This is a genomic window from Sphingomonas spermidinifaciens, from assembly GCF_002351485.1.
Taxonomy (GTDB): Bacteria; Pseudomonadota; Alphaproteobacteria; order Sphingomonadales; family Sphingomonadaceae; genus Sphingomonas; species Sphingomonas spermidinifaciens.
Genome location: NZ_NWMW01000001.1, coordinates 917,249 through 935,811, shown reverse-complemented (window position 1 = coordinate 935,811; position 18,563 = coordinate 917,249). Strand labels below are relative to the sequence as shown.

General features: G+C 67.7%; 18 protein-coding genes and 1 tRNA gene. 10 read left to right on the top strand and 9 right to left on the bottom strand.

Features of this window, described 5'->3' with window-relative positions:
* Positions 1-359 precede the first annotated feature (359 nt).
* Positions 360-1,694 (top strand): LysM peptidoglycan-binding domain-containing protein, encoded by a 1,335-nt coding sequence (locus tag COC42_RS04395; RefSeq protein ID WP_096342013.1) that lies wholly within the window; start codon positions 360-362, stop codon positions 1,692-1,694.
* Positions 1,672-2,172, top strand: coding sequence for a hypothetical protein (locus COC42_RS04390; RefSeq protein ID WP_096342012.1), 501 nt, complete (start codon positions 1,672-1,674; stop codon positions 2,170-2,172). Before COC42_RS04395 ends, COC42_RS04390 begins: the two co-directional genes overlap by 23 nt.
* A 3-nt stretch (positions 2,173-2,175) precedes the next feature.
* On the opposite strand, the gene queA is transcribed toward COC42_RS04390, so the two are convergent.
* From queA to COC42_RS17360, 4 genes are all read right to left on the bottom strand, one after another.
* Complete coding sequence (queA, locus tag COC42_RS04385) at positions 2,176-3,201, bottom strand: tRNA preQ1(34) S-adenosylmethionine ribosyltransferase-isomerase QueA (protein ID WP_096342011.1); 1,026 nt, start codon at positions 3,199-3,201, stop codon at positions 2,176-2,178.
* The gene (locus tag COC42_RS04380) at positions 3,201-3,890 is read right to left on the bottom strand and encodes a peptidylprolyl isomerase (RefSeq protein WP_096342010.1); all 690 of its coding nucleotides are present in this window, start codon (positions 3,888-3,890) and stop codon (positions 3,201-3,203) included. Before COC42_RS04380 ends, queA begins: the two co-directional genes overlap by 1 nt.
* Positions 3,891-3,959: 69 nt before the next feature.
* On the bottom strand, positions 3,960-4,367 hold the full coding sequence (locus tag COC42_RS04375) for a SufE family protein (RefSeq protein WP_176484553.1): 408 nt from the start codon (positions 4,365-4,367) through the stop codon (positions 3,960-3,962).
* Between the two features lie 49 nt (positions 4,368-4,416).
* Entirely contained in the window at positions 4,417-4,644 is a 228-nt protein-coding gene (locus COC42_RS17360) for a hypothetical protein (RefSeq protein WP_141395777.1), read from the bottom strand.
* A 115-nt stretch (positions 4,645-4,759) separates the two neighbouring features.
* Between COC42_RS17360 and COC42_RS04370 the strand changes: the two genes are divergently transcribed.
* From COC42_RS04370 to COC42_RS04345, 6 genes are all read left to right on the top strand, one after another.
* A tRNA-Leu gene (locus COC42_RS04370) sits at positions 4,760-4,844 on the top strand.
* 70 nt (positions 4,845-4,914) lie between these two features.
* Complete coding sequence (gene tig / locus COC42_RS04365) at positions 4,915-6,588, top strand: trigger factor (protein WP_096342008.1); 1,674 nt, start codon at positions 4,915-4,917, stop codon at positions 6,586-6,588.
* A gap of 185 nt (positions 6,589-6,773) precedes the next feature.
* The gene (locus tag COC42_RS04360; protein WP_096342007.1) at positions 6,774-7,715 is read left to right on the top strand and encodes a glycosyltransferase family 2 protein; all 942 of its coding nucleotides are present in this window, start codon (positions 6,774-6,776) and stop codon (positions 7,713-7,715) included.
* Between the two features lie 71 nt (positions 7,716-7,786).
* Complete coding sequence (locus COC42_RS04355) at positions 7,787-8,425, top strand: ATP-dependent Clp protease proteolytic subunit (RefSeq protein ID WP_096342006.1); 639 nt, start codon at positions 7,787-7,789, stop codon at positions 8,423-8,425.
* 191 nt (positions 8,426-8,616) lie between these two features.
* Positions 8,617-9,882: an ATP-dependent Clp protease ATP-binding subunit ClpX gene (gene clpX / locus COC42_RS04350; RefSeq protein WP_096342005.1), complete on the top strand. Its 1,266-nt coding sequence runs from the start codon at positions 8,617-8,619 to the stop codon at positions 9,880-9,882.
* 222 nt (positions 9,883-10,104) lie between these two features.
* Positions 10,105-10,974, top strand: coding sequence for a GGDEF domain-containing protein (locus tag COC42_RS04345; protein WP_096342004.1), 870 nt, complete (start codon positions 10,105-10,107; stop codon positions 10,972-10,974).
* Between the two features lie 30 nt (positions 10,975-11,004).
* On the opposite strand, the gene COC42_RS04340 is transcribed toward COC42_RS04345, so the two are convergent.
* From COC42_RS04340 to COC42_RS04325, 4 genes are all read right to left on the bottom strand, one after another.
* On the bottom strand, positions 11,005-11,682 hold the full coding sequence (locus tag COC42_RS04340) for a hypothetical protein (RefSeq protein WP_096342003.1): 678 nt from the start codon (positions 11,680-11,682) through the stop codon (positions 11,005-11,007).
* Positions 11,683-11,763: 81 nt separating this feature from the next.
* Entirely contained in the window at positions 11,764-12,075 is a 312-nt protein-coding gene (locus tag COC42_RS04335) for a hypothetical protein (protein WP_096342002.1), read from the bottom strand.
* Between the two features lie 149 nt (positions 12,076-12,224).
* Positions 12,225-12,770, bottom strand: a complete 546-nt coding sequence (locus tag COC42_RS04330; RefSeq protein ID WP_096342001.1) for a hypothetical protein — start codon at positions 12,768-12,770, stop codon at positions 12,225-12,227.
* A 13-nt stretch (positions 12,771-12,783) separates the two neighbouring features.
* On the bottom strand, positions 12,784-13,011 hold the full coding sequence (locus COC42_RS04325) for a hypothetical protein (protein WP_096342000.1): 228 nt from the start codon (positions 13,009-13,011) through the stop codon (positions 12,784-12,786).
* A gap of 79 nt (positions 13,012-13,090) precedes the next feature.
* On the opposite strand from COC42_RS04325, the gene COC42_RS04320 reads away from it, so the two are divergent.
* Positions 13,091-14,233, top strand: a complete 1,143-nt coding sequence (locus tag COC42_RS04320; protein ID WP_096341999.1) for a calcium:cation antiporter — start codon at positions 13,091-13,093, stop codon at positions 14,231-14,233.
* On the opposite strand, the gene COC42_RS04315 is transcribed toward COC42_RS04320, so the two are convergent.
* Entirely contained in the window at positions 14,230-15,981 is a 1,752-nt protein-coding gene (locus tag COC42_RS04315) for a M1 family metallopeptidase (RefSeq protein ID WP_096341998.1), read from the bottom strand. The two genes, COC42_RS04320 and COC42_RS04315, sit on opposite strands and share 4 nt — an antisense overlap.
* Between COC42_RS04315 and lon the strand changes: the two genes are divergently transcribed.
* Entirely contained in the window at positions 15,980-18,400 is a 2,421-nt protein-coding gene (gene lon, locus COC42_RS04310; protein ID WP_096343088.1) for an endopeptidase La, read from the top strand. The two genes, COC42_RS04315 and lon, sit on opposite strands and share 2 nt — an antisense overlap.
* Positions 18,401-18,563: the final 163 nt, after the last annotated feature.

Sequence of the window (18,563 nt, the reverse complement as noted above, 5' to 3'; positions counted from 1 at the left end):
CTTTCGGTCAGCATGGTTGGAAGCTGTCGTTCCGCAACGCGTTAACTGGAAGGTGTCTCATGGGCTTTGAGCCGCTCGGATATGGGAACCGCTGGTATGATCGGCTCCATGCTGGCGTGGTGACACCGAAGCAGTTCGCGTTCCTGCTCGTGATCGTAGTTGTGCTGATCGTTGTGTCGCAGCTTTCTTGATTGCTAGGCAGGCCCAAGCGAGCTTCCGTTTTCCTGCCCAAAGCCGCCATGCTGTCACTACCTCCGCCGAGCGCCCTTCCGGCCAACCCCATCTAATCGCTTCGATTACAGACACTCGCCCGCCATCGTGGGAAACCGCCGCCATCCGAGGCAGCGGGAGCGAGAGCGATGACAGGCGCAGTTTCGTCAGCGGAGATCGGCAGCAGCCGCACGGCACCGCCGCCGCCGTCTGAGGGCGCTCACACCGTCCGCGCGGGCGAGACGCTGTCGGGGATCGCCGCGCGCTACGGCACCGATGCCGAGACGCTGGCGCGGCTCAACGGCATCGCCAATCCCGACCTGATCCACCCGCGCCAGCAGCTCGCGCTGCCGCAGGACGCGGCGGCGGGGTACAAGGTGCAGTGGGGCGACACGATCGCCGGGATCGCCCGCGACCATGGCGTCGGGGTCCAGGCGCTGCTCGCCGCCAATCCACAGATCGCCAATCCCGACCGCATCTATCCCGACGACGTGCTGACCATCCCCGATGGCGGCGCGACCAACCGCGCGCAGGACGTGACCCCGCGTACCGACGCGCCGATCCGCGTCGAGGGCGCGACTCGCGTCCAGAACGGCACGCTGTCGCTGAGCGAGGCGGACGTGCTCAACATCAAGAAGACGCTGCAGACCGAGTGGGTGCAGTCGGCGGGCGATGCGCAAGCGCACGGGATCGTCGACACGATCCTCAACCGCACGGCGTCGGGCCATTGGGGCGACAGCGTCGCCGACGTGGTGAACGCCCGCAACCAGTTCAGCGACATCAACGGCCCGATCTCGCGCCGGGACGGCCGCAATTCGGTCGACGATATCCCGGCGAGCCAGATCAGCGCGCGCGTCGACCGGCTCGTCGACGACTATCTGGCGGCGCGCGCGGCGGGGCAGCCCTCGTCGATCGGCTCGCACCTCAACTATGCCAATCCGCATTTCTCGAGCGCCAACAATCTCGGCTGGATCAACGCGCTTGACGGGCCGGTGCTGGGGCGCGGCAACGCTGTCCACCACCATGGCACGGTGCCCGAGCTCGAGCGTCACCGCCCCGGTGATTTTGCGCTCGCATTGCCGGGCAGCACTGTCGCCGCGCCGACACCGACGCCGGCCGGCGGTGCGATCGACGGCAACGCGGTCGCGGCGGCGAGCGGGGTCGAGGTCAAGAGCAACACGGTTGCGATTGGGCGGCTCGACGCCTCGATGGAGCCGGCGATCCGCGCCGCCGCCGATGCCGCGCGGCGGCTGGGCCTTCCGACGCCGGTCATTACCTCGGGCAACGACAGCCGCCACTCGGCGCAGTCGCTTCACTATGAGAACAAGGCGCTCGACTTCCGCGGCAACAACATCAGCATTGCGCAGGGCCGCGCGTTCGAGGCGGAGATGCAGCGTCTGCTCGGGCCGCAATATGACGTGGTGTTTGAAACCTTTGCCAATCGGAGCAACAATCACCTGCATGTCGAGTTCGATCCCAACTGATCGCCCGCGGCCAGCGCGCCGCCGCGCGCTGGCGCTCGCCGCCGCCCTCTCTCTCGTATCCGGCTGCTCGGCGCCCGAGGAGGCGGCGGCCACCGGCAACGGCCCTGCTGTCACCGAGACGCCGGCGGCACCTGCGCCCAAGCCCTCGCCGGCCGCGAAGGAGGCGGGGTCGCGCATCCTCGCCGCCAAGGACTTCACGCTGCGCGGCAAGCCCGCTTGCAAGATCGACTTCGTCTATGCCGGCCATCCGCCCGAGGACCTGTTCTGGGAGGAGCCTTGCAGCGCCGTCACGGCGCGGCTGATGACCAATGCGGATTTGCGGGCGCTTGGCCGCTGGGACCGGCTCGACGAATTCGCGCAGCAGTTCGTCCACGCGCTGCCGGGCGGGCGTGTGCTCTATGTCGAGGGCAGCCACAGCGCCTCGGTCTATCCGATCGGCACCACGGGCGAGACCTATGAGGTCGCCGTCGCCGACTGACCCCTAGGGCAGCAGCAGCGAGGCGTCGCCGTAGGAATAGAAGCGGTAGCCGCCGGCGATGGCGTGGGCATACGCCGCCTGCATCGTCTCCAGCCCCATCAGCGCCGAGACGAGCATGAACAGCGTCGAGCGCGGCAGGTGGAAATTGGTCATCAGCCCGTCGATACCGCGAAAGCGATAGCCCGGCGTGATGAAGATCGCGGTGTCGCCCTCGAACGGGCGGATGACGCCGTCCTCGCCTGCAGCGCTTTCGATGAGGCGCAGGCTGGTCGTGCCGACCGCGATCACCCGGCCACCGGCGGCGTGGACGGCGTTGAGGCGATCCGCCGTGGCGGCGTCGATGCGACCCCATTCGGCGTGCATCGCATGATCGTCGGTATCCTCGGCCTTGACCGGCAGGAAGGTGCCCGCACCCACATGGAGCGTCAGCGTCGCATGGCCGATCCCCGCGGCGTCGAGCGAAGCGAGCAGGTCGGGCGTGAAGTGCAGCGCGGCGGTCGGGGCTGCGACGGCGCCCGCCTCTCGCGCGAACATCGTCTGATAATCGTCGGCGTCCCGTTCGTCGGTCGGTCGCTTGGCGGCGATGTACGGCGGGAGCGGCATCCGCCCCGCGCGCTCGAGCAGCAGCTCGACGGGCTCGTCGCCGGCGAAGTCGAGCGCGAAGCTGCCGTCGGCGGCGCGGTCGCTCGCGGTCGCGCTGACGTCCGCGCCGAAGTCGATCGCGTCGCCCTCGCGCAGCCGCTTGGCGTTGCGGATGAAGGCGCGCCAGCGGCGCGGCCCCTCGCGCTTGTGGAGCGTCGCGCCGATCCGCGCTTCGCCCCGCGTCCCCTCCAGTTGCGCGGGGATGACGCGCGTGTCGTTGAAGACGAGGCAGTCGCCAGGGCGCAGGCACTGCGGCAGGTCGCGGACGATCGCGTCGCGCAAGCCGCTGCCCTCCACCACCAGCATCCGTGCGGCATCGCGCGGGGCGGCGGGGCGCAGCGCGATGCGTTCTGACGGCAGCTCGAAATCGAACAGATCGACCTGCATTACTTCGTGCCGGGCAGCGTCACTTCCTTCTCGCCCGCGGGCAGCGCGGCGGCGGGGGCGGGCGGCTGATAGGGCGGCGGATTGTCGGCGGCGATATAAGCGCGGAGAATGCGCGCCGGATTCGCCGGTGGCTCGCCCCGGGGAATCGAATCGACAAATTCCATGCCGCCGATCACCCGGCCGAACACGCTGTAATCCTTGTCCAGGCTGAGGCGCGGGGTGAACATGATGAAGAACTGGCTGTTCGCGGTATTCTCCGCCGCTTTCTTCTGCTCGGGCGTCGCTTGCTCGGGCGCGCCCTGGCGCGCCGCGGAGACGGCGCCGCGGACGTGCGGCAGATAGCTGAACTCGGCGGGCAGGTCGGGCAGGTCCGAACCGCCCGAGCCGTCGCCCTTGGGGTCACCCGACTGGGCCATGAACCCCTCGATCACGCGGTGGAACAGGACGCCGTCATAGAATTTGCGCCGGGTGAGCGTCTTGATCCGCTCGACCATCTGCGGCGCGACGTCGGGGCGCAGCCAGATCGTCACGCGCCCGCCGGTGGACAGGTCGAGCAGCCACAGATTTTCCTTGTCGGTGGTCGGCGGCGGCGCCTTGCGGCCGGGCACCGGCGCGTCGAGAATCTGGGCGGCGGCAGGCATCGCGGTGCCGAGGCCGACGAGCGCGAGAAGCGAGAGAAGGAAACGCATGGATACCCCGAAGGCGGTCAGTCGGCGCGCGGGATAGACCAGATTGCGAGCGGGGGGAATGGCCTCGCTTTATGCCGCCTGGCGCGCCGCGGTTTCGCGGATCATTGCGATCATGTTGGGGATGCCTTGCGTCCGGTTGGAGCTCAGCTGGTTTCTGAGGTCAAAGGGGGCGAGCTCGCTCTCGATATCGGTAGCCAGGATCGCCGCGGGGGTCTTGTCCTGCACGGCGAGCAGCACCAGCGCGATGATCCCCTTGGTGATCGCGGCGTTGCTGTCTGCGAGGAAATGAAGCGTCCCGTCCTCGCGCGGCGTGGGATAGACCCAGACGGAGGCCGAGCAACCTCGCACCAGCGTCGCATCGGTCTTGAGCGCGTCGGGCATCGGCTCCAGCGCGCGGCCGAGGTCGATCAGCAGGCGATAGCGGTCGTCGGCGTCGAGGAAGGCATGTTCGTCGGCGAGGTCGGGGAGCGTCGGCATGGGCGCGCGCATAGCGGGGTGACGGCCATGCGTCACCCCGTCCCTGCGGTCACGCCACCGGCTGCCCCGGTGCAATTCCGGGGCCGCCGGGCTGGGGCGAGGGGATGTCGATGTCAGGCCCGATCGGCGGCGTTTCCGCGGGCGGTGTCTCGGGAACGCCCGGCGCCCCGGGCTCGGCCGGTGTGCCTGGCTGTGGCGGCGCCTCGGGCGGGGGCGCGGTGGGTTGGTCGGGCTGCGAGGGTTCGGGCGCTTCGGGGATGGGGGGCTCGACGGGCAATTCGGTTCTCCTTCTTCGATGCCAACGATCGCCGCGGGCGCTGGTTGCCCTTACCCTTGTCTGCGAACCGCTTGCTGCTATAGAGCCGCGCTTGACCGGCGGTGTCCTCTCTCATGCGGGCGTGGCGGAACTGGTAGACGCGCTGGATTTAGGTTCCAGTATCGCAAGATGTGGGGGTTCGAGTCCCTTCGCCCGCACCAGTCTCCGCCCTCGACGAGGGGGACGCATCGCCGACCCGATTTCAACCAGACGAAAGCGCGAACCCGAAGAATGCAGACTGTCGAGACGTTGAACGAGGGCCTGAAGCGCGCCTACACGCTCACCATCACCGCCGGCGAGATCGACGGCAAGGTCGATGCAGAGGTGAAGCGCGTCGCCCCGCAGATCCGCATGCCCGGCTTCCGCCCCGGCAAGGTGCCCGCCAACCTGGTGCGCAAGATGCACGGCGAGGCGATCGCGCAGGACGCGCTCAACAGCTCGATCCAGGAAGGCATCCAGAAGCTGATCGCCGAGCAGCAGCTGCGTCCCGCGATGCAGCCGTCGGTCGAGCTGGCCGATGGCTATGCGCGCGGCAAGGATGCCGAGGTCAAGGTCGAGCTCGAGGTGCTGCCGCAGGTGCCGACGCCGCAGATCGAGGGGCTGAAGCTCGAGCGGCTGGTCGTGCCCGTGGCCGACGAGCGCGTCGACGAGCAGCTCAATCAACTCGCCAGCGGCCAGAAGAAGTGGGAAGAGGCCGAGGATCGCGCGGCGGAGACCGGCGACCTCGTCGTCATGGACTTTGTCGGCAAGGTCGACGGCACGCCCTTTGACGGCGGCACGGGCGAGGACATGTCGGTCGAGATCGGCACCGGTCGCCTGATCCCCGGCTTCGAGGACCAGCTCGTCGGCGTGAAGGCGGGCGACGAGAAGCAGATCGAGGTGACCTTCCCCGAGGACTACGGCGTCGACACGCTGTCGGGCAAGCCCGCCACCTTCGACCTCAAGATCAAGTCGGTGAAGACCGCGGGCGAGACCGCGATCGACGACGACTTCGCCAAGTCGCTGGGGCTCGAGAGCCTCGACCAGCTCAAGGGGCTGCTGCGCGGCCAGCTCGAGAACGAGACCGGGCAGCTCACCCGCACGCACATGAAGCGCAAGCTGCTCGACCAGCTGGCCGAGGGGCATGACTTCGAGGTGCCGCCCTCGATGGTCGAGGCCGAGTTCGCGCAGATCTGGCAGCAGCTGGAGCATGAGGCGAGCCACGAGGCCGACCCCGAGGCGGCGATGAAGGAGCTCGAGAGCGAGCGGGGCGACTATCGCAAGATCGCCGAGCGCCGCGTGCGCCTCGGCCTGCTCCTGTCGGAGATCGGCCAGGCGAACGGCATCGAGGTCAGCCAGGCCGAGATGCAGCGCCTCGTCGCGCAGGCCGCGCAGCAGTACCGCCCGGAAGATCGCGAGCGGTTCGTCCAGTATATCCAGCAGGAGCCGATGGCCGCCGCACAGCTGCGCGCCCCGCTCTATGAGGACAAGGTCGTCGATTTCCTGTTCGGCAAGGCCGATGTGACCGAGCGCGAGGTGACGCGTGAGGAGCTGGAGGCGGCGATCGAGGCCGAGGACGGCGACGTGCCGCACGTCCACGGCCCCGACTGCGGCCACGATCACGATCACGACCACGCCCCGGCCAAGAAAAAGCCGGTCGCGAAGAAGGCCAAGGCCGCCGAAGTGACCGACAAGGACGTCGAGCCGGCGGCTGCCGATGCGCCGGCCGAGGCTGCGGCGCCCAAGAAGAAGGCTGCGACCAAGAAGGCCGCCGAGGCGCCCGCCGAGGAAGCCCCCGCCGCCGAGGAAGCGCCGAAGAAGAAGGCGGCGCCGAAGAAGAAGACCGAGGTCGTTGAGGGCGACGCGCCTGCCGCCGAGGCCCCCAAGAAGAAGGCGCCGGCGAAGAAGAAGGCCGAAGCCGAGTGACCGCTTGGCCCTCCCCCTTTGAGGGGGAGGGCCGCGAGACTTGGCGGCTCTGCCGCCTAGTCGCAGCGGGAGAGGGGGACGCCGCAGGCGCGACGCCCGAGGCTCCACCCGCATCCAAGCTTCGCTAGGTCGCTCGCGCGATCAAGCTGCGCTATCCTTCTCCCCTCAAGGGAGAAGGCTTGGGGGTGAAAGACGTGGCCGAACCCCGCATCGCGGTGATCCTGCCCTGCTACAACGAGGAAGCCGCGATCGGTCAGACGGTGGCGGGCTTCCGCGCCGCGCTGCCGACGGCGCGCATCTATGTCTACGACAACAACAGCCGCGACCGGACAACCGAGGTCGCCCGCGCCGCCGGCGCGATCGTCCGGACCGAGCGCGTGCAGGGCAAGGGCGCCGTCGTGCGGCGGATGTTCGCCGATGTCGATGCCGACGTCTATGTCATGGCCGATGGTGACGCGACCTACGACGCCGCCTCCGCACCGGCGTTGGTCGCGCGGTTGCTGGACGAACAGCTCGACATGGTCGTCGGCAGCCGCGTGCACGAGGCCGCCGCCGCCTATCGCCGCGGGCATCAGTTCGGGAACAAGGCGCTGACGGGGATGCTCGCGCGCCTGTTCGGGCGCAGCTTCACCGATATCCTCTCGGGTTACCGCGTCTTCTCGCGCCGCTTCGTGAAGAGCTTTCCCGCACTGTCGGGCGGATTCGAGATCGAGACCGAGATCAGCGTCCACGCGCTTGAGCTCAAGATGCCGGTGGCGGAAGTATCGACGCCCTATTTCGAACGGCCCGAAGGCTCCGCCTCGAAGCTGTCCACCTATGGCGACGGCTGGCGGATCGCGACGACGATCGCGACGCTCTATCGGATCGAGCGGCCGCTCCTGTTCTTCGGCGCGATCGGCGGGCTTCTGGCGCTGACGGCGGTGCTGCTCGCGCTGCCGCTGATCTTCACCTATCTCCAGACCGGCCTCGTGCCGAGGTTCCCGACCGCGATCCTAGCGACGGGTCTCATGATCCTCGCCTCGCTCTGCGGGTTCGCGGGGCTGATCCTCGACACCGTGGTGCGCGGGCGGCGGGAGGTGCGGCGGCTGGCCTATCTCGCGCATCCGGCGCCCGGGACAGCGGATTGATCGACGCACCCTTGCGCGGTTTCGCCCGAGCGCCGATGTAGGCGAGCGACACACAACCGAGCGGGATTTCCATGCACGACCCTTTGAGCGTCCTCCAGAACGCCCTCGTTCCCATCGTCATCGAGCAGTCGAGCCGCGGCGAGCGCAGCTTTGACATCTACTCGCGCCTGCTGCGCGAGCGGATCATCTTCGTCGTTGGCCCGGTCGAGGACCATATGGCCTCGCTCATCACCGCCCAGCTCCTGTTCCTTGAATCGGAAAATCCGAAAAAGGACATCTGGATGTACATCAACTCGCCGGGCGGCGTGGTGACAGCTGGCATGGCGATCCACGACACCATGCAATATATCCGTCCGCGCGTCGGCACTGTCTGCATCGGCCAGGCCGCGTCGATGGGCAGCTTCCTCCTCGCCGCTGGCGAGCCGGGACTGCGCGTCGCGCTCACCAACGCGCGAATCATGATCCACCAGCCCTCGGGCGGGGCGCAGGGCATGGCTTCGGACATTCAGATCCAGGCCAAGGAAATCCAGCGCATCAAGGACCGGATGAACGCGCTCTACGTCAAGTACACCGGCAAGTCCCTCGAGGAGATCGAACGCGCGATGGACCGCGACACCTTCCTCGAAGCGCCGGAAGCCAAGGCCTTCGGCCTGGTGGACGAGGTGTACGAGAAGCGGCCGCAGCCGACCGAGGATGCCGCCGCGAGCTGACCCGGCCGATCGACGACCGCTTGACGGGGCCGGGGGGCATCCACATTTTGTTGATTGTCCCCCGGCATCCTGTGTGTAGTGTCGAGCGTTGAATGCGACCGGCCATGCTGCCGGGATCGGGACCTTACGGGCGCCTCGCCGGATCAGGGGCTGAAAGGTTGCGCCGCCATGCCGGCGCAGATGGTGACTGAATGACGAAATTGAGCGGCGGCGACAGCAAGAGCACCCTTTACTGCTCGTTCTGCGGCAAGTCGCAGCATGAAGTGCGCAAGCTGATCGCCGGCCCGACGGTGTTCATCTGCGACGAGTGCGTCGAGCTGTGCAACGACATCATCCGCGAGGAGACCAAGTCGGCGCTCGTTAGCAAGAAGGATGGCGGCGTGCCCACGCCGCAGGAGATCTGCGATGTTCTCGACGACTATGTGATCGGCCAGAGCCGCGCCAAGCGCGTGCTGTCGGTGGCGGTGCACAACCATTACAAACGGCTCAACCACGGCGCCAAGGGTGCCGATGTCGAGCTGTCCAAGTCGAACATCCTGCTCGTCGGGCCGACCGGCTGCGGCAAGACGCTGCTGGCGCAGACGCTGGCGCGCATCCTCGACGTGCCGTTCACCATGGCCGATGCCACGACGCTGACCGAGGCCGGTTACGTCGGCGAGGATGTCGAGAACATCATCCTGAAGCTGCTCCAGGCGTCGGACTACAATGTCGAGCGGGCGCAGCGCGGGATCGTCTACATCGACGAGATCGACAAGATCAGCCGCAAGGCTGAGAATCCGTCGATCACCCGCGACGTGTCGGGCGAGGGCGTGCAGCAGGCGCTCCTGAAGCTGATGGAGGGCACGACGGCCTCCGTCCCGCCGCAGGGCGGGCGCAAGCATCCGCAGCAGGAGTTCCTGCAGGTCGACACGACGAACATCCTGTTCATCTGCGGCGGCGCGTTCAGCGGCCTCGACAAGATCATCGGCGATCGCCTCCAGGGCAAGTCGATCGGCTTCGGCGCCTATGTCGCCGCGCCCGAGGAGCGCCGGACGGGCGAGGTACTGCGCCAGGTCGAGCCCGAGGATCTGCTGAAGTTCGGCCTGATCCCCGAATTTGTCGGCCGCCTGCCGGTGATCGCGACGCTGGAGGACCTCGACATCTCGGCGCTGGTCAAGATCCTGACCGAGCCCAAGAACGCGCTGGTCAAGCAGTATCAGAAGCTGTTCGACATGGAGGGCGTGAAGCTCGGTTTTAACGACGACGCGCTCAATGCCGTGTCGAAGCGGGCGATCGAGCGCAAGACCGGCGCGCGCGGCCTCCGCTCGATCCTTGAGGGCATTCTCCTCGACACGATGTTCGACCTGCCCAGCATGGACGGCGTCGACGAGGTGATGGTCGACAAGGACGTGGTCGAGGGGCGCAAGGAGCCCGTCCGCGTCTATGCCAAGAAGGAAAAGGCCGGCGGGGCGGCCTGACCGGGCCGGAAAGGTGTAATCACAAGGGGCGGGGATCTTCGGATCGCCGCCCTTTTTCTTGGTGCGTATCGGCGGATCGGCGGGGTTCGTCCGAAGTGACGGACGATTCAGCCAATCTGCGCCGGTTTAACCATGATCGCCGGCAGGTTGTTAACCGCGCTCACCGGAAAGCTTGCGCGGCCGAAAACCATCATCGGTCGCGGCTGAAAAGGGGCTTTCGACTTGCGTCTTGCGTCAACCGGCGGCTTCCTCGTGCCGCAGAGCCTGCGCATGCGGATCTTCGCGATCTGCTTCATCGGCACGCACATACCGCTCCTGAGCTTCGCGGCGCGCGAGGCGCTTCGCGGTCAGGTCGCGTGGGGCGACATCGGCATCCTGCTCGTCGCGACGCTGATTGGGACGGCGGGCGCGCTCTACGGCATCCATGCGCTGCTCTCGCCGCTCAAGCTGTCGATCGAGGGTGTCGCGTCGATCGGGCGCGGAGAGCCGGTAGCGATCGGCCCGGTTGCCGGCCCTGACGAGATCAGCGAGCTGCTCCGCCGTGTCAACGAGGCGGCGGCGTCGGTCCATTCGCGGCTCTCGACCCTCGATCATGCCGCGCATCGCGATCCGCTGACGGGGTTGCTCAACCGCCGCGGCTTCTTTGCCGAGGTCGATCCGCTGTTTGCGGCGCGTATCGGCGGGGCCTTCGCGATCCTGGATCTCGACCGGTTCAAGGCGATCAACGACCGCTTCGGCCATCCGGCGGGCGACCAAGTGCTGCGCGATTTCGCCAACCGTTTGATCGCGGTTTGCCCGCGCGATACGATCGTAGCGCGCTGGGGGGGTGAGGAGTTCGTTGCCTATTTCCCGCGGACCGAGGAAGGCGCGGCCCAGACGACGCTCGCGACGCTGCTGATCGGGATCGAGGAGGTGCCGGTGGGGCCCCCGGGTCTGCCGCCCGTCACCTTCTCCGCCGGCCTTGTCGAGGCGGGAAGCGAGCCGATCGAGCGCACTGCCGAACGGGCAGATGCCGCACTCTATGCCGCCAAGCGTGCCGGCCGCGCGCAGGTGCTGGTCGAGCGGGACCTGGTGGCACGCGCGGGAGAGTAAGTTTCGATCCTCCCCTTGCGGTGGAGGATTTTAGCCGACCGGCGGCACCGTCCTCAGGCGCGGGAAGACCGTTTCGATCGGCTTGGTGTCGGGCAGGATGTAGACGTATCCGCCCTTGCGCCGGAAACCGGGCCGTAGCTGTTTGGCATAGAAGGCGCGCGGCACGTTGATGCAGCCGAACGTTATGCGGTTGTCGTCGGAGGTCGGCGACAATATCCGCGCGCGCCGCTTCTCCTTGGCGGCGGCATCGGCGGGGATCGGGTGGAGCGCGACCGAGGTCGAATAATCCACCCAAAGCACGCGCTCTCCAGCGACGGGCAGTCCGAACTTGGCGAGATAGCGGCCCGCGGGCGTTGTCTTTTCGGCCGGGCCGAGGTCGGAAAGCTTCTTCGAGCCCACGCCGGGCGAGGCGTCGTCCCCCGCCATGATGCCGATCAGCACCGGCACGGCGGCGACCTGCTTGCCCTTGCCGTCGAACATGAACAGGGCAGCGTTGTTCTTGTCGATAATGGTATAGGGCAGCGTGCGATTGTCGCCCGACCCCGCCACCCATGCGGCCACGCGCGCGACGTCGGCGGAGGGGAGGATCGGCACCTCGACCTTCGTGGCGACGGGCGGCTTTGGCTTTGGCCGCGGCTTCTTCTTCGTCTGGGCGGCGGCCGGGGAGATCAGGGCGAGCGCCAACAGCGGCAGGATAAGGGTCTTCATGCGAGGCACTCAAGAAAATGGCCGGCCCTCCTGTCAAGGAAGGCCGGCCGAAACAGACCGAATCAGAGGATCAGGGGGTGATCAATGACGCGGACGGCGCGCGGGGCGCTGCTCGGCAGCGGTCAGCCGCTGCTCGGCGCTGTCGACGCGGCCGGTCAGCTGGTCGATACGCTGCCCGTTCTGCTGCGCCTGGCCCGATGCCGCCTGCGCCTCGGCCAGCGCCTGCTTGGCGGTGCCGTCGGTCTGCTGGAGCTGGGTCTCCAGGGTCGCGACACGCTCGCTGACGGGCGCGATCTGCTCGCGCACATACTTCTTGGTGGCGCAGCCGCTGACGCTGACGGCGCCCGCCAGCACGGCGAGGGCGAGAAGGGGCTTGGACGCAATCACAGACATCGGAAACCTTTCGTAATGAAACCGCTCTACGCGTGAGAAGCCCAGCCGCTGCGAGGCGACAATCCACCATCTGACCGGACGTGCTTCTTCTCCGGCCAGCCGAAAAGCAGGAACGACGGGGCGCGCCGGTAGGGCGCCCCGTCGCAACATCACTTGCGTCGTTTCGGCTGCGAATCGGCGAAGGGGTCGCGCGGAATCGCTTCGTCGCCGGCATCACGGGCCGCAGGCGCGCCCTTCGACGCGGCGACGCAGCGCCTCAGTTCGGCGACCGCGACGCCGGTTCCTTCGAGCGTGAGCCGCTCGACCGGCACCTCGCCGCGGAAGATGGCGAGGCTGGTGGCGGCGGCGAACTGCGCGGGGAACTTCGCGTCAAAGGTCGAGACGAATCCTTGCTTGTCGCCCGCTGCGAGCCCGATCGCCAGTTGCCTGGGAAAGCGCCGGTTAGATAGCCGATAGTCGAGCGTCAGCCGGTCGCGCGGCTTGATCGACCAGTTGGCGTTGAGCACCGTCAGCCGGTTCGACCCGTCGGCCGACAGGCCGAACAGCAGCGTCGTGTCGCCGTCGCGCGGATAGCTGCGCGTCATGAAGCAGCCGTCGCCGTCGCGGGCCGCTGCGACTTTCCATGGGCCGAGATCGCGGGTGGCATAGCCCTGTGCCGGGGCCGCGAGCGTGACGAAGAGAAGAGATGCGATCATGCCGTCCTCTCGATCATGGCCGCTGGCGCGATGCAAGCCACAGCCCTGCCGCGAGCTGAACCACGGCGTAGGCGCGGCGGCGACCCGGGCGCCCGCGGAACGGCGCGACGAGCGCCTCGGCCCCCATCGCGTCACGCGCCCACAGGGCCACGTGCCGCTGGGGCTGGACAAGGCCGAGCAGTCCGTCGCCGATCATGAAGGTCGCGGCCATCTCGCCCGCCCGTCCTTTCCAGTTTGCCATCACGGCTCCTTTCACATTTCGTTACGCAACCAACGCACGGCCGGCACATTCGTTGAGCGAGACACGAAACGGAGATCGCATGACCGACCGGGTGGCCGACGAACTGCCGACCGCTGCGCCCACCGTGGCGCGAAAGCTGCTCGACAAGCGCGTGCTGCCGGCCTGGTCGCTGGCAATGCCGTTGCTGGGCGCCGTGGCGGTAGCGCTGTCGCTGGCAAAGGCGGGACCGGTGGGCGTGACCGGCGCGGGAATGATCCTGATCGGCACGGTGCTGGCGGCGGTACACCATGCGGAGGTGGTGGCGCACCGTGTGGGCGAGCCATTCGGCACGCTGGTCCTGGCCGTCGCGGTGACGGTGATCGAGGTATCGCTGATCGTATCGCTGATGACCTCGGGCGGCGACGACGCGGCGACGCTGGCGCGCGACACGGTGTTCGCGGCGATCATGATCATCCTGAACGGCATCGTCGGCGTCTGCCTGCTGGCGGGCGGCGTGCGGCATCATGAGCAGGTGTTCGGGCTGAAAGGGGTGAGCGCGGCGCTGTGCGTCCTCGCGGCGATGGCGACGCTCAGCCTCATTCTCCCCAATTACACGCTGTCGGCGCCGGGGCCTTTCTTCACCACATCGCAGCTCATCTTCACCGCGGTCGTGTCGCTGACGCTCTATGCCACCTTCGTGCTCGTCCAGACGGTGCGGCACCGCGACTATTTCCTGCCCGCGGACCTCGACGATATCGATCAGGACAGCCATGCCGAGCCGCCCAGCGCTGCGCAAACGCTGGTCGCGTTCGCGATGCTGGTCGTCGCGCTCATCTCGGTGGTGCTGCTCGCCAAGGATCTGGCGCCGACGCTGGAGGCGGCGGTGCTCGCCGCGGGCCTGCCGATCGCGCTGGTCGGCGTGGCGATCGCAGCGCTGGTGCTCGCGCCCGAGAGCCTGGCGGCGGTCCGCGCGGCGCGGCGCAACCGACTCCAGACGAGCCTCAACCTCGCATTGGGCTCGGCGCTGGCGACGATCGGACTGACCATCCCGAGCGTGGCGATCGCTTCGCTGGCGCTCGGCCTGCCGATCGCGCTCGGTATCGACGCGCGCGAGATTACGCTGCTCGCGCTGTCGCTGATCGTCGCGGTGCTGTCGCTGGGGACGGGGCGGACAACGGTGCTGCAGGGCGTCGTCCACCTGCTGATCTTCGCGACGTTCCTGTTCACGACGGTAGTGCCCTAGCGGGCGGCCTGCATCCGCTCATAGGCGGGCAGGCGGCGCAGGACGCGCATCATCGGATCGACGCTGACCGCGGCGCCCGAGGGGACGGCGATGCTGCCGCGGCCGCCGGTCATCGGCAGCTTCTCGATCCGGCCATCGACCTCGACCTCGACGGGGAGGGGGAAGGGGCGGCCGTCCGGTACGCGCCATTCGAGCGAAAGGCGGCCGGGGCTCCGCGTCTCGACCAGGTCGGGGAGCGGCGCCTTCGTCAGATAGGCATCGAGGAACCAGTCCATGTCGCGGCCCGTGACCTCAAGAACGATGCGACGATACTCGGCGGTCGAGCTGTAGCGCGGCGTGAAGTTGCCGGGCCGCGGATCGGAACGGCCATAGACGAGGCGGCGGGTGATCTCCCCGAACGCTGCATCGCCGACATAGCCCCGCAGCGTGTGGAGCATCCACGCGCCCTTGAAATAGATGTCGCCGCCGGGGCCGTTGGCGTCGTCATAGACCGCGCCTTCATCCCGCGGCTGGCCCGACACGATCGGATGACGGTTGGCGACCCTCGCGCGCCCCTCGATCATCATCGCGATGTAGCGGGCATAGCCTTCGCGGCGCAGGCCGTAGAGCGGCTGCATGTACTGGGCATATCCCTCGTGCAGCCAGAAATCGTCCCAGTTCGCCGCCGTCATCTGGTTGGCGAACCATTCGTGCGCGAACTCGTGGTGGAGGAGCCAGTCAAAGCCCTCGGCGGCGAGCTTGTAGCCGTTGCCATAGGCGTTGATCGTCTGGTGCTCCATGCCGAGATGCGGGGTCTCGACCACGCCCATCTTCTCGTCGGCAAAGGGGTAGGGGCCGACTTCGGCCTCGAAGAAGTCGATCGTCGGGCCGAACTCGGCGAACAGCCCGCGCGCCTTCTCGGCATTGCCCTTCAGGTGCCAGAAATGGAGCGGGATGTCGTTGCCGAAGCGGCTGCGATGCGTGCCCTTCATCTCCTCATAGGGGCCGATGTTGAGCGCGATCGCGTAGGTGTTGGGGTTCTTCGCCCGCCAGTTCCAGCGGGTGCGGCCGTCCGCCAGCGTGTCGACGCCGATGAGCCGGCCGTTCGACGGCGCCGACAGCCCCTTTGGCACGGTGATGTGCAGGTCGACGGTCTTCGGCTCGAACGTCGGCGCGTCGATGCACGGCCAGAACAGGTCGCAGCCCTCGCCCTGCACTGCGGTCGCAATCCAGGGCTCGCCGGTGGGCGCCTTCGACCAGACGAAGCCGCCGTCCCACGGCGCGCGCACCGCGACATGCGGCGTGCCGCCATAGGCGATGCGCGCCGCCACCTTCGCCCCCGCGGCGACCGGACGGGGCAGGTCGATCGTCATCCGCCCCTCGGGATTTCGCCACGCGCCTTTGGCCAGCGCCTGCCCATCGATCGAAATGGCGCTGACCGGCAGATTGCGGTCGAGGTCTATGACGAGCCTGGCGACCGGCGCCTTGGCGGTGAAGGTCAGCACAGCGACCCCGCTGAGTGCCTGTCGCTCCGGGAATACCTCGAACGACAGGTCGGCGGTCTCGAACGTCAGCTTCGCCTGTTCGGGGTCGATCGGGCCGCCCGACAGCGCCGTCTGGACGGTCAGCGGCGGCTGGCCCGGATCGGGGGCGGCACCCGCCAGCGCGAGTGCGACAAACGCCGCGGCGACCCCCCGATTGATGGCTTGCGCACGCACCCCATATAGGCTGCAAAGGGTGCCCCAGTCGGGCGCCGTCGGAGAATCCATGAAGTCCAGCTACCCCGTATTGCCGCTGCGCGATATCGTCGTCTTTCCGCACATGATCGTGCCGCTGTTCGTCGGCCGCGACAAGTCGGTCGCCGCGCTCGAAGCCGCGATGGCCGACGACAAGATGATCTTCCTTGTCGCGCAGCTCGATCCTGCCAACGACGATCCCGGCCGCGACGACCTTTATGACACCGGCGTCACCGCTGAGGTTCTCCAGCTGCTCAAGCTGCCCGACGGCACCGTTCGCGTGCTGGTGGGCGGGCGCGAGCGCGCCAACCTCGACTCGCTCGAGACGCGCGACGGCTATGTGCAAGCGACCGTTTCCTCGGTCGCGGAGGGTGACACGTCGCTTGAAGATGCGGCCGAGGAACTGAGTGCCGAGATCAAGGCGCTGATGCGCTCGGTCGTCGACCAGTTCGAGAATTACGCCAAGCTCAATCGCAAGCTGCCCGCCGAGACTGCGGTGCAGCTGGGCGAGCTCGACGATCCCTCGCGCCTCGCCGATGCGGTCGCTGGGAACATCGCGGTCAAGGTCGCCGACAAGCAGTCGCTCTTGGTCGAGACCGATCCGCGCAAGCGGCTGGAGATGGTCTTCGCCTTCATGGAGGGCGAACTGGGCGTCCTGCAGGTCGAGAAGAAGATCCGCAGCCGCGTGAAGCGGCAGATGGAGAAGACCCAGCGCGAATATTACCTCAACGAGCAGTTGAAGGCGATCCAGCGCGAACTCGGCAACGAGGGCGAGGAGGGCGAGGGCGACGAGATCGCCGAGCTGACGCAGAAGATCGCGACCCTAAAGCTGTCAAAGGAAGCGCGCACCAAGGCGCAGGGCGAGCTCAAAAAGCTCAAGACCATGGCGCCGATGTCGGCCGAGGCCACTGTCGTACGCAACTATCTCGACGTGCTGCTCGGCCTGCCCTGGGGCAAGAAGTCGAAGCTGAAGAAGGACCTGGTCGAGGCCGAGAACATCCTCGACGCCGACCATTATGCGCTGGAAAAGGTCAAGGACCGGATCGTGGAGTATCTGGCGGTGCAGGCGCGGACCAACAAGCTGAAGGGGCCGATCCTGTGCCTCGTCGGCCCGCCGGGCGTCGGCAAGACCAGCCTCGGCAAGTCGATCGCCAAGGCGACGGGGCGCGAGTTCATCCGTCAGTCGCTGGGCGGCGTGCGCGACGAGGCCGAGATTCGCGGCCATCGCCGGACGTACATCGGCTCGCTGCCGGGCAAGATCGTCACCAACCTCAAGAAGGCGGGGGCGTCCAACCCGCTGTTCCTGCTCGACGAGATCGACAAGCTGGGTCAGGACTTCCGCGGCGATCCCGCCTCCGCGCTGCTGGAGGTGCTCGATCCCGAGCAGAACGCCAAGTTCAACGACCATTATCTCGAGATCGATATCGACCTCAGCGATGTGATGTTCGTCTGCACCGCGAACACGCTGAACCTGCCGCAGCCGCTGCTCGACCGGATGGAGATCATCCGGCTGGAGGGCTATACCGAGGACGAGAAGGTCGAGATTGCCGAGCGGCACCTGATCGCCAAGCAGATCGATGCGCACGGCCTCAAGGAAGGCGAGTTCGAGCTGACCAACGCGGGCCTGCGCGACCTTATCCGCTATTATACGCGGGAGGCCGGCGTCCGCACGTTGGAGCGCGAGATCGCCAAGCTGGCGCGCAAGGCGCTGCGCCGCATCCTAGAGGGGAAGGCGGTGCAGGTCACCGTGACGCCGGACAACCTCCACGAGTTCGCGGGGGTGCGGAAGTACCGCTTCGGCATCGGCGAGGAGGAGCATCAGATTGGCGCGGTCACCGGCCTCGCCTGGACCGAGGTCGGCGGCGAATTGCTGACGATCGAGAGCGTGACCGTGCCCGGCAAGGGCGCGATCAAGACGACGGGCAAGCTCGGCGACGTGATGAAGGAAAGCGTCGAGGCGGCGCTGAGCTTCGTCAAGGCCCGCGCGCCGACCTTCGGCATCAAGCCCAGCCTGTTCGCGCGCAAGGACATCCACGTCCACCTGCCCGAGGGCGCGGTGCCCAAGGACGGGCCGTCGGCGGGCATCGGCCTCGTCACCTCGATCGTCTCGACGCTGACGGGCGTGCCGGTGCGCAAGGACATCGCGATGACCGGCGAGGTGACGCTGCGCGGACGCGTGCTCCCCATCGGCGGCCTCAAGGAGAAGCTGCTGGCGGCACTGCGTGGCGGCATCACCACGGTGCTGATCCCCACCGAGAACGAGAAGGACCTGGTGGAGATCCCGTCGGTGATCCGCGACGGGCTCAAGATCATCCCGGTTGCCCATGTGGACGAGGTGCTGCGGCTGGCGCTGACCGAGCCGCTGACGGCGATCGACTGGAGCGACTCGGACGAGCTTGCGGCCCAGCCGCCCGCCGGCGTGGCGCCTGCGGCCGATCCGGTGCGCCACTGATCTGATCCAAAGTGGGACCAGGGGCCGCCCCGGCGGCCTCTTTTCACATGGATCAGCCCAGTGGTGCGCCGCATCCCGCCGCAATCAGCCGCTTTTTCTTTGACAGGGCAGGTGTGGATGGGCCTACTGCGGCGCGCTCGCCGCTAGGGCGAATCCGATTTGA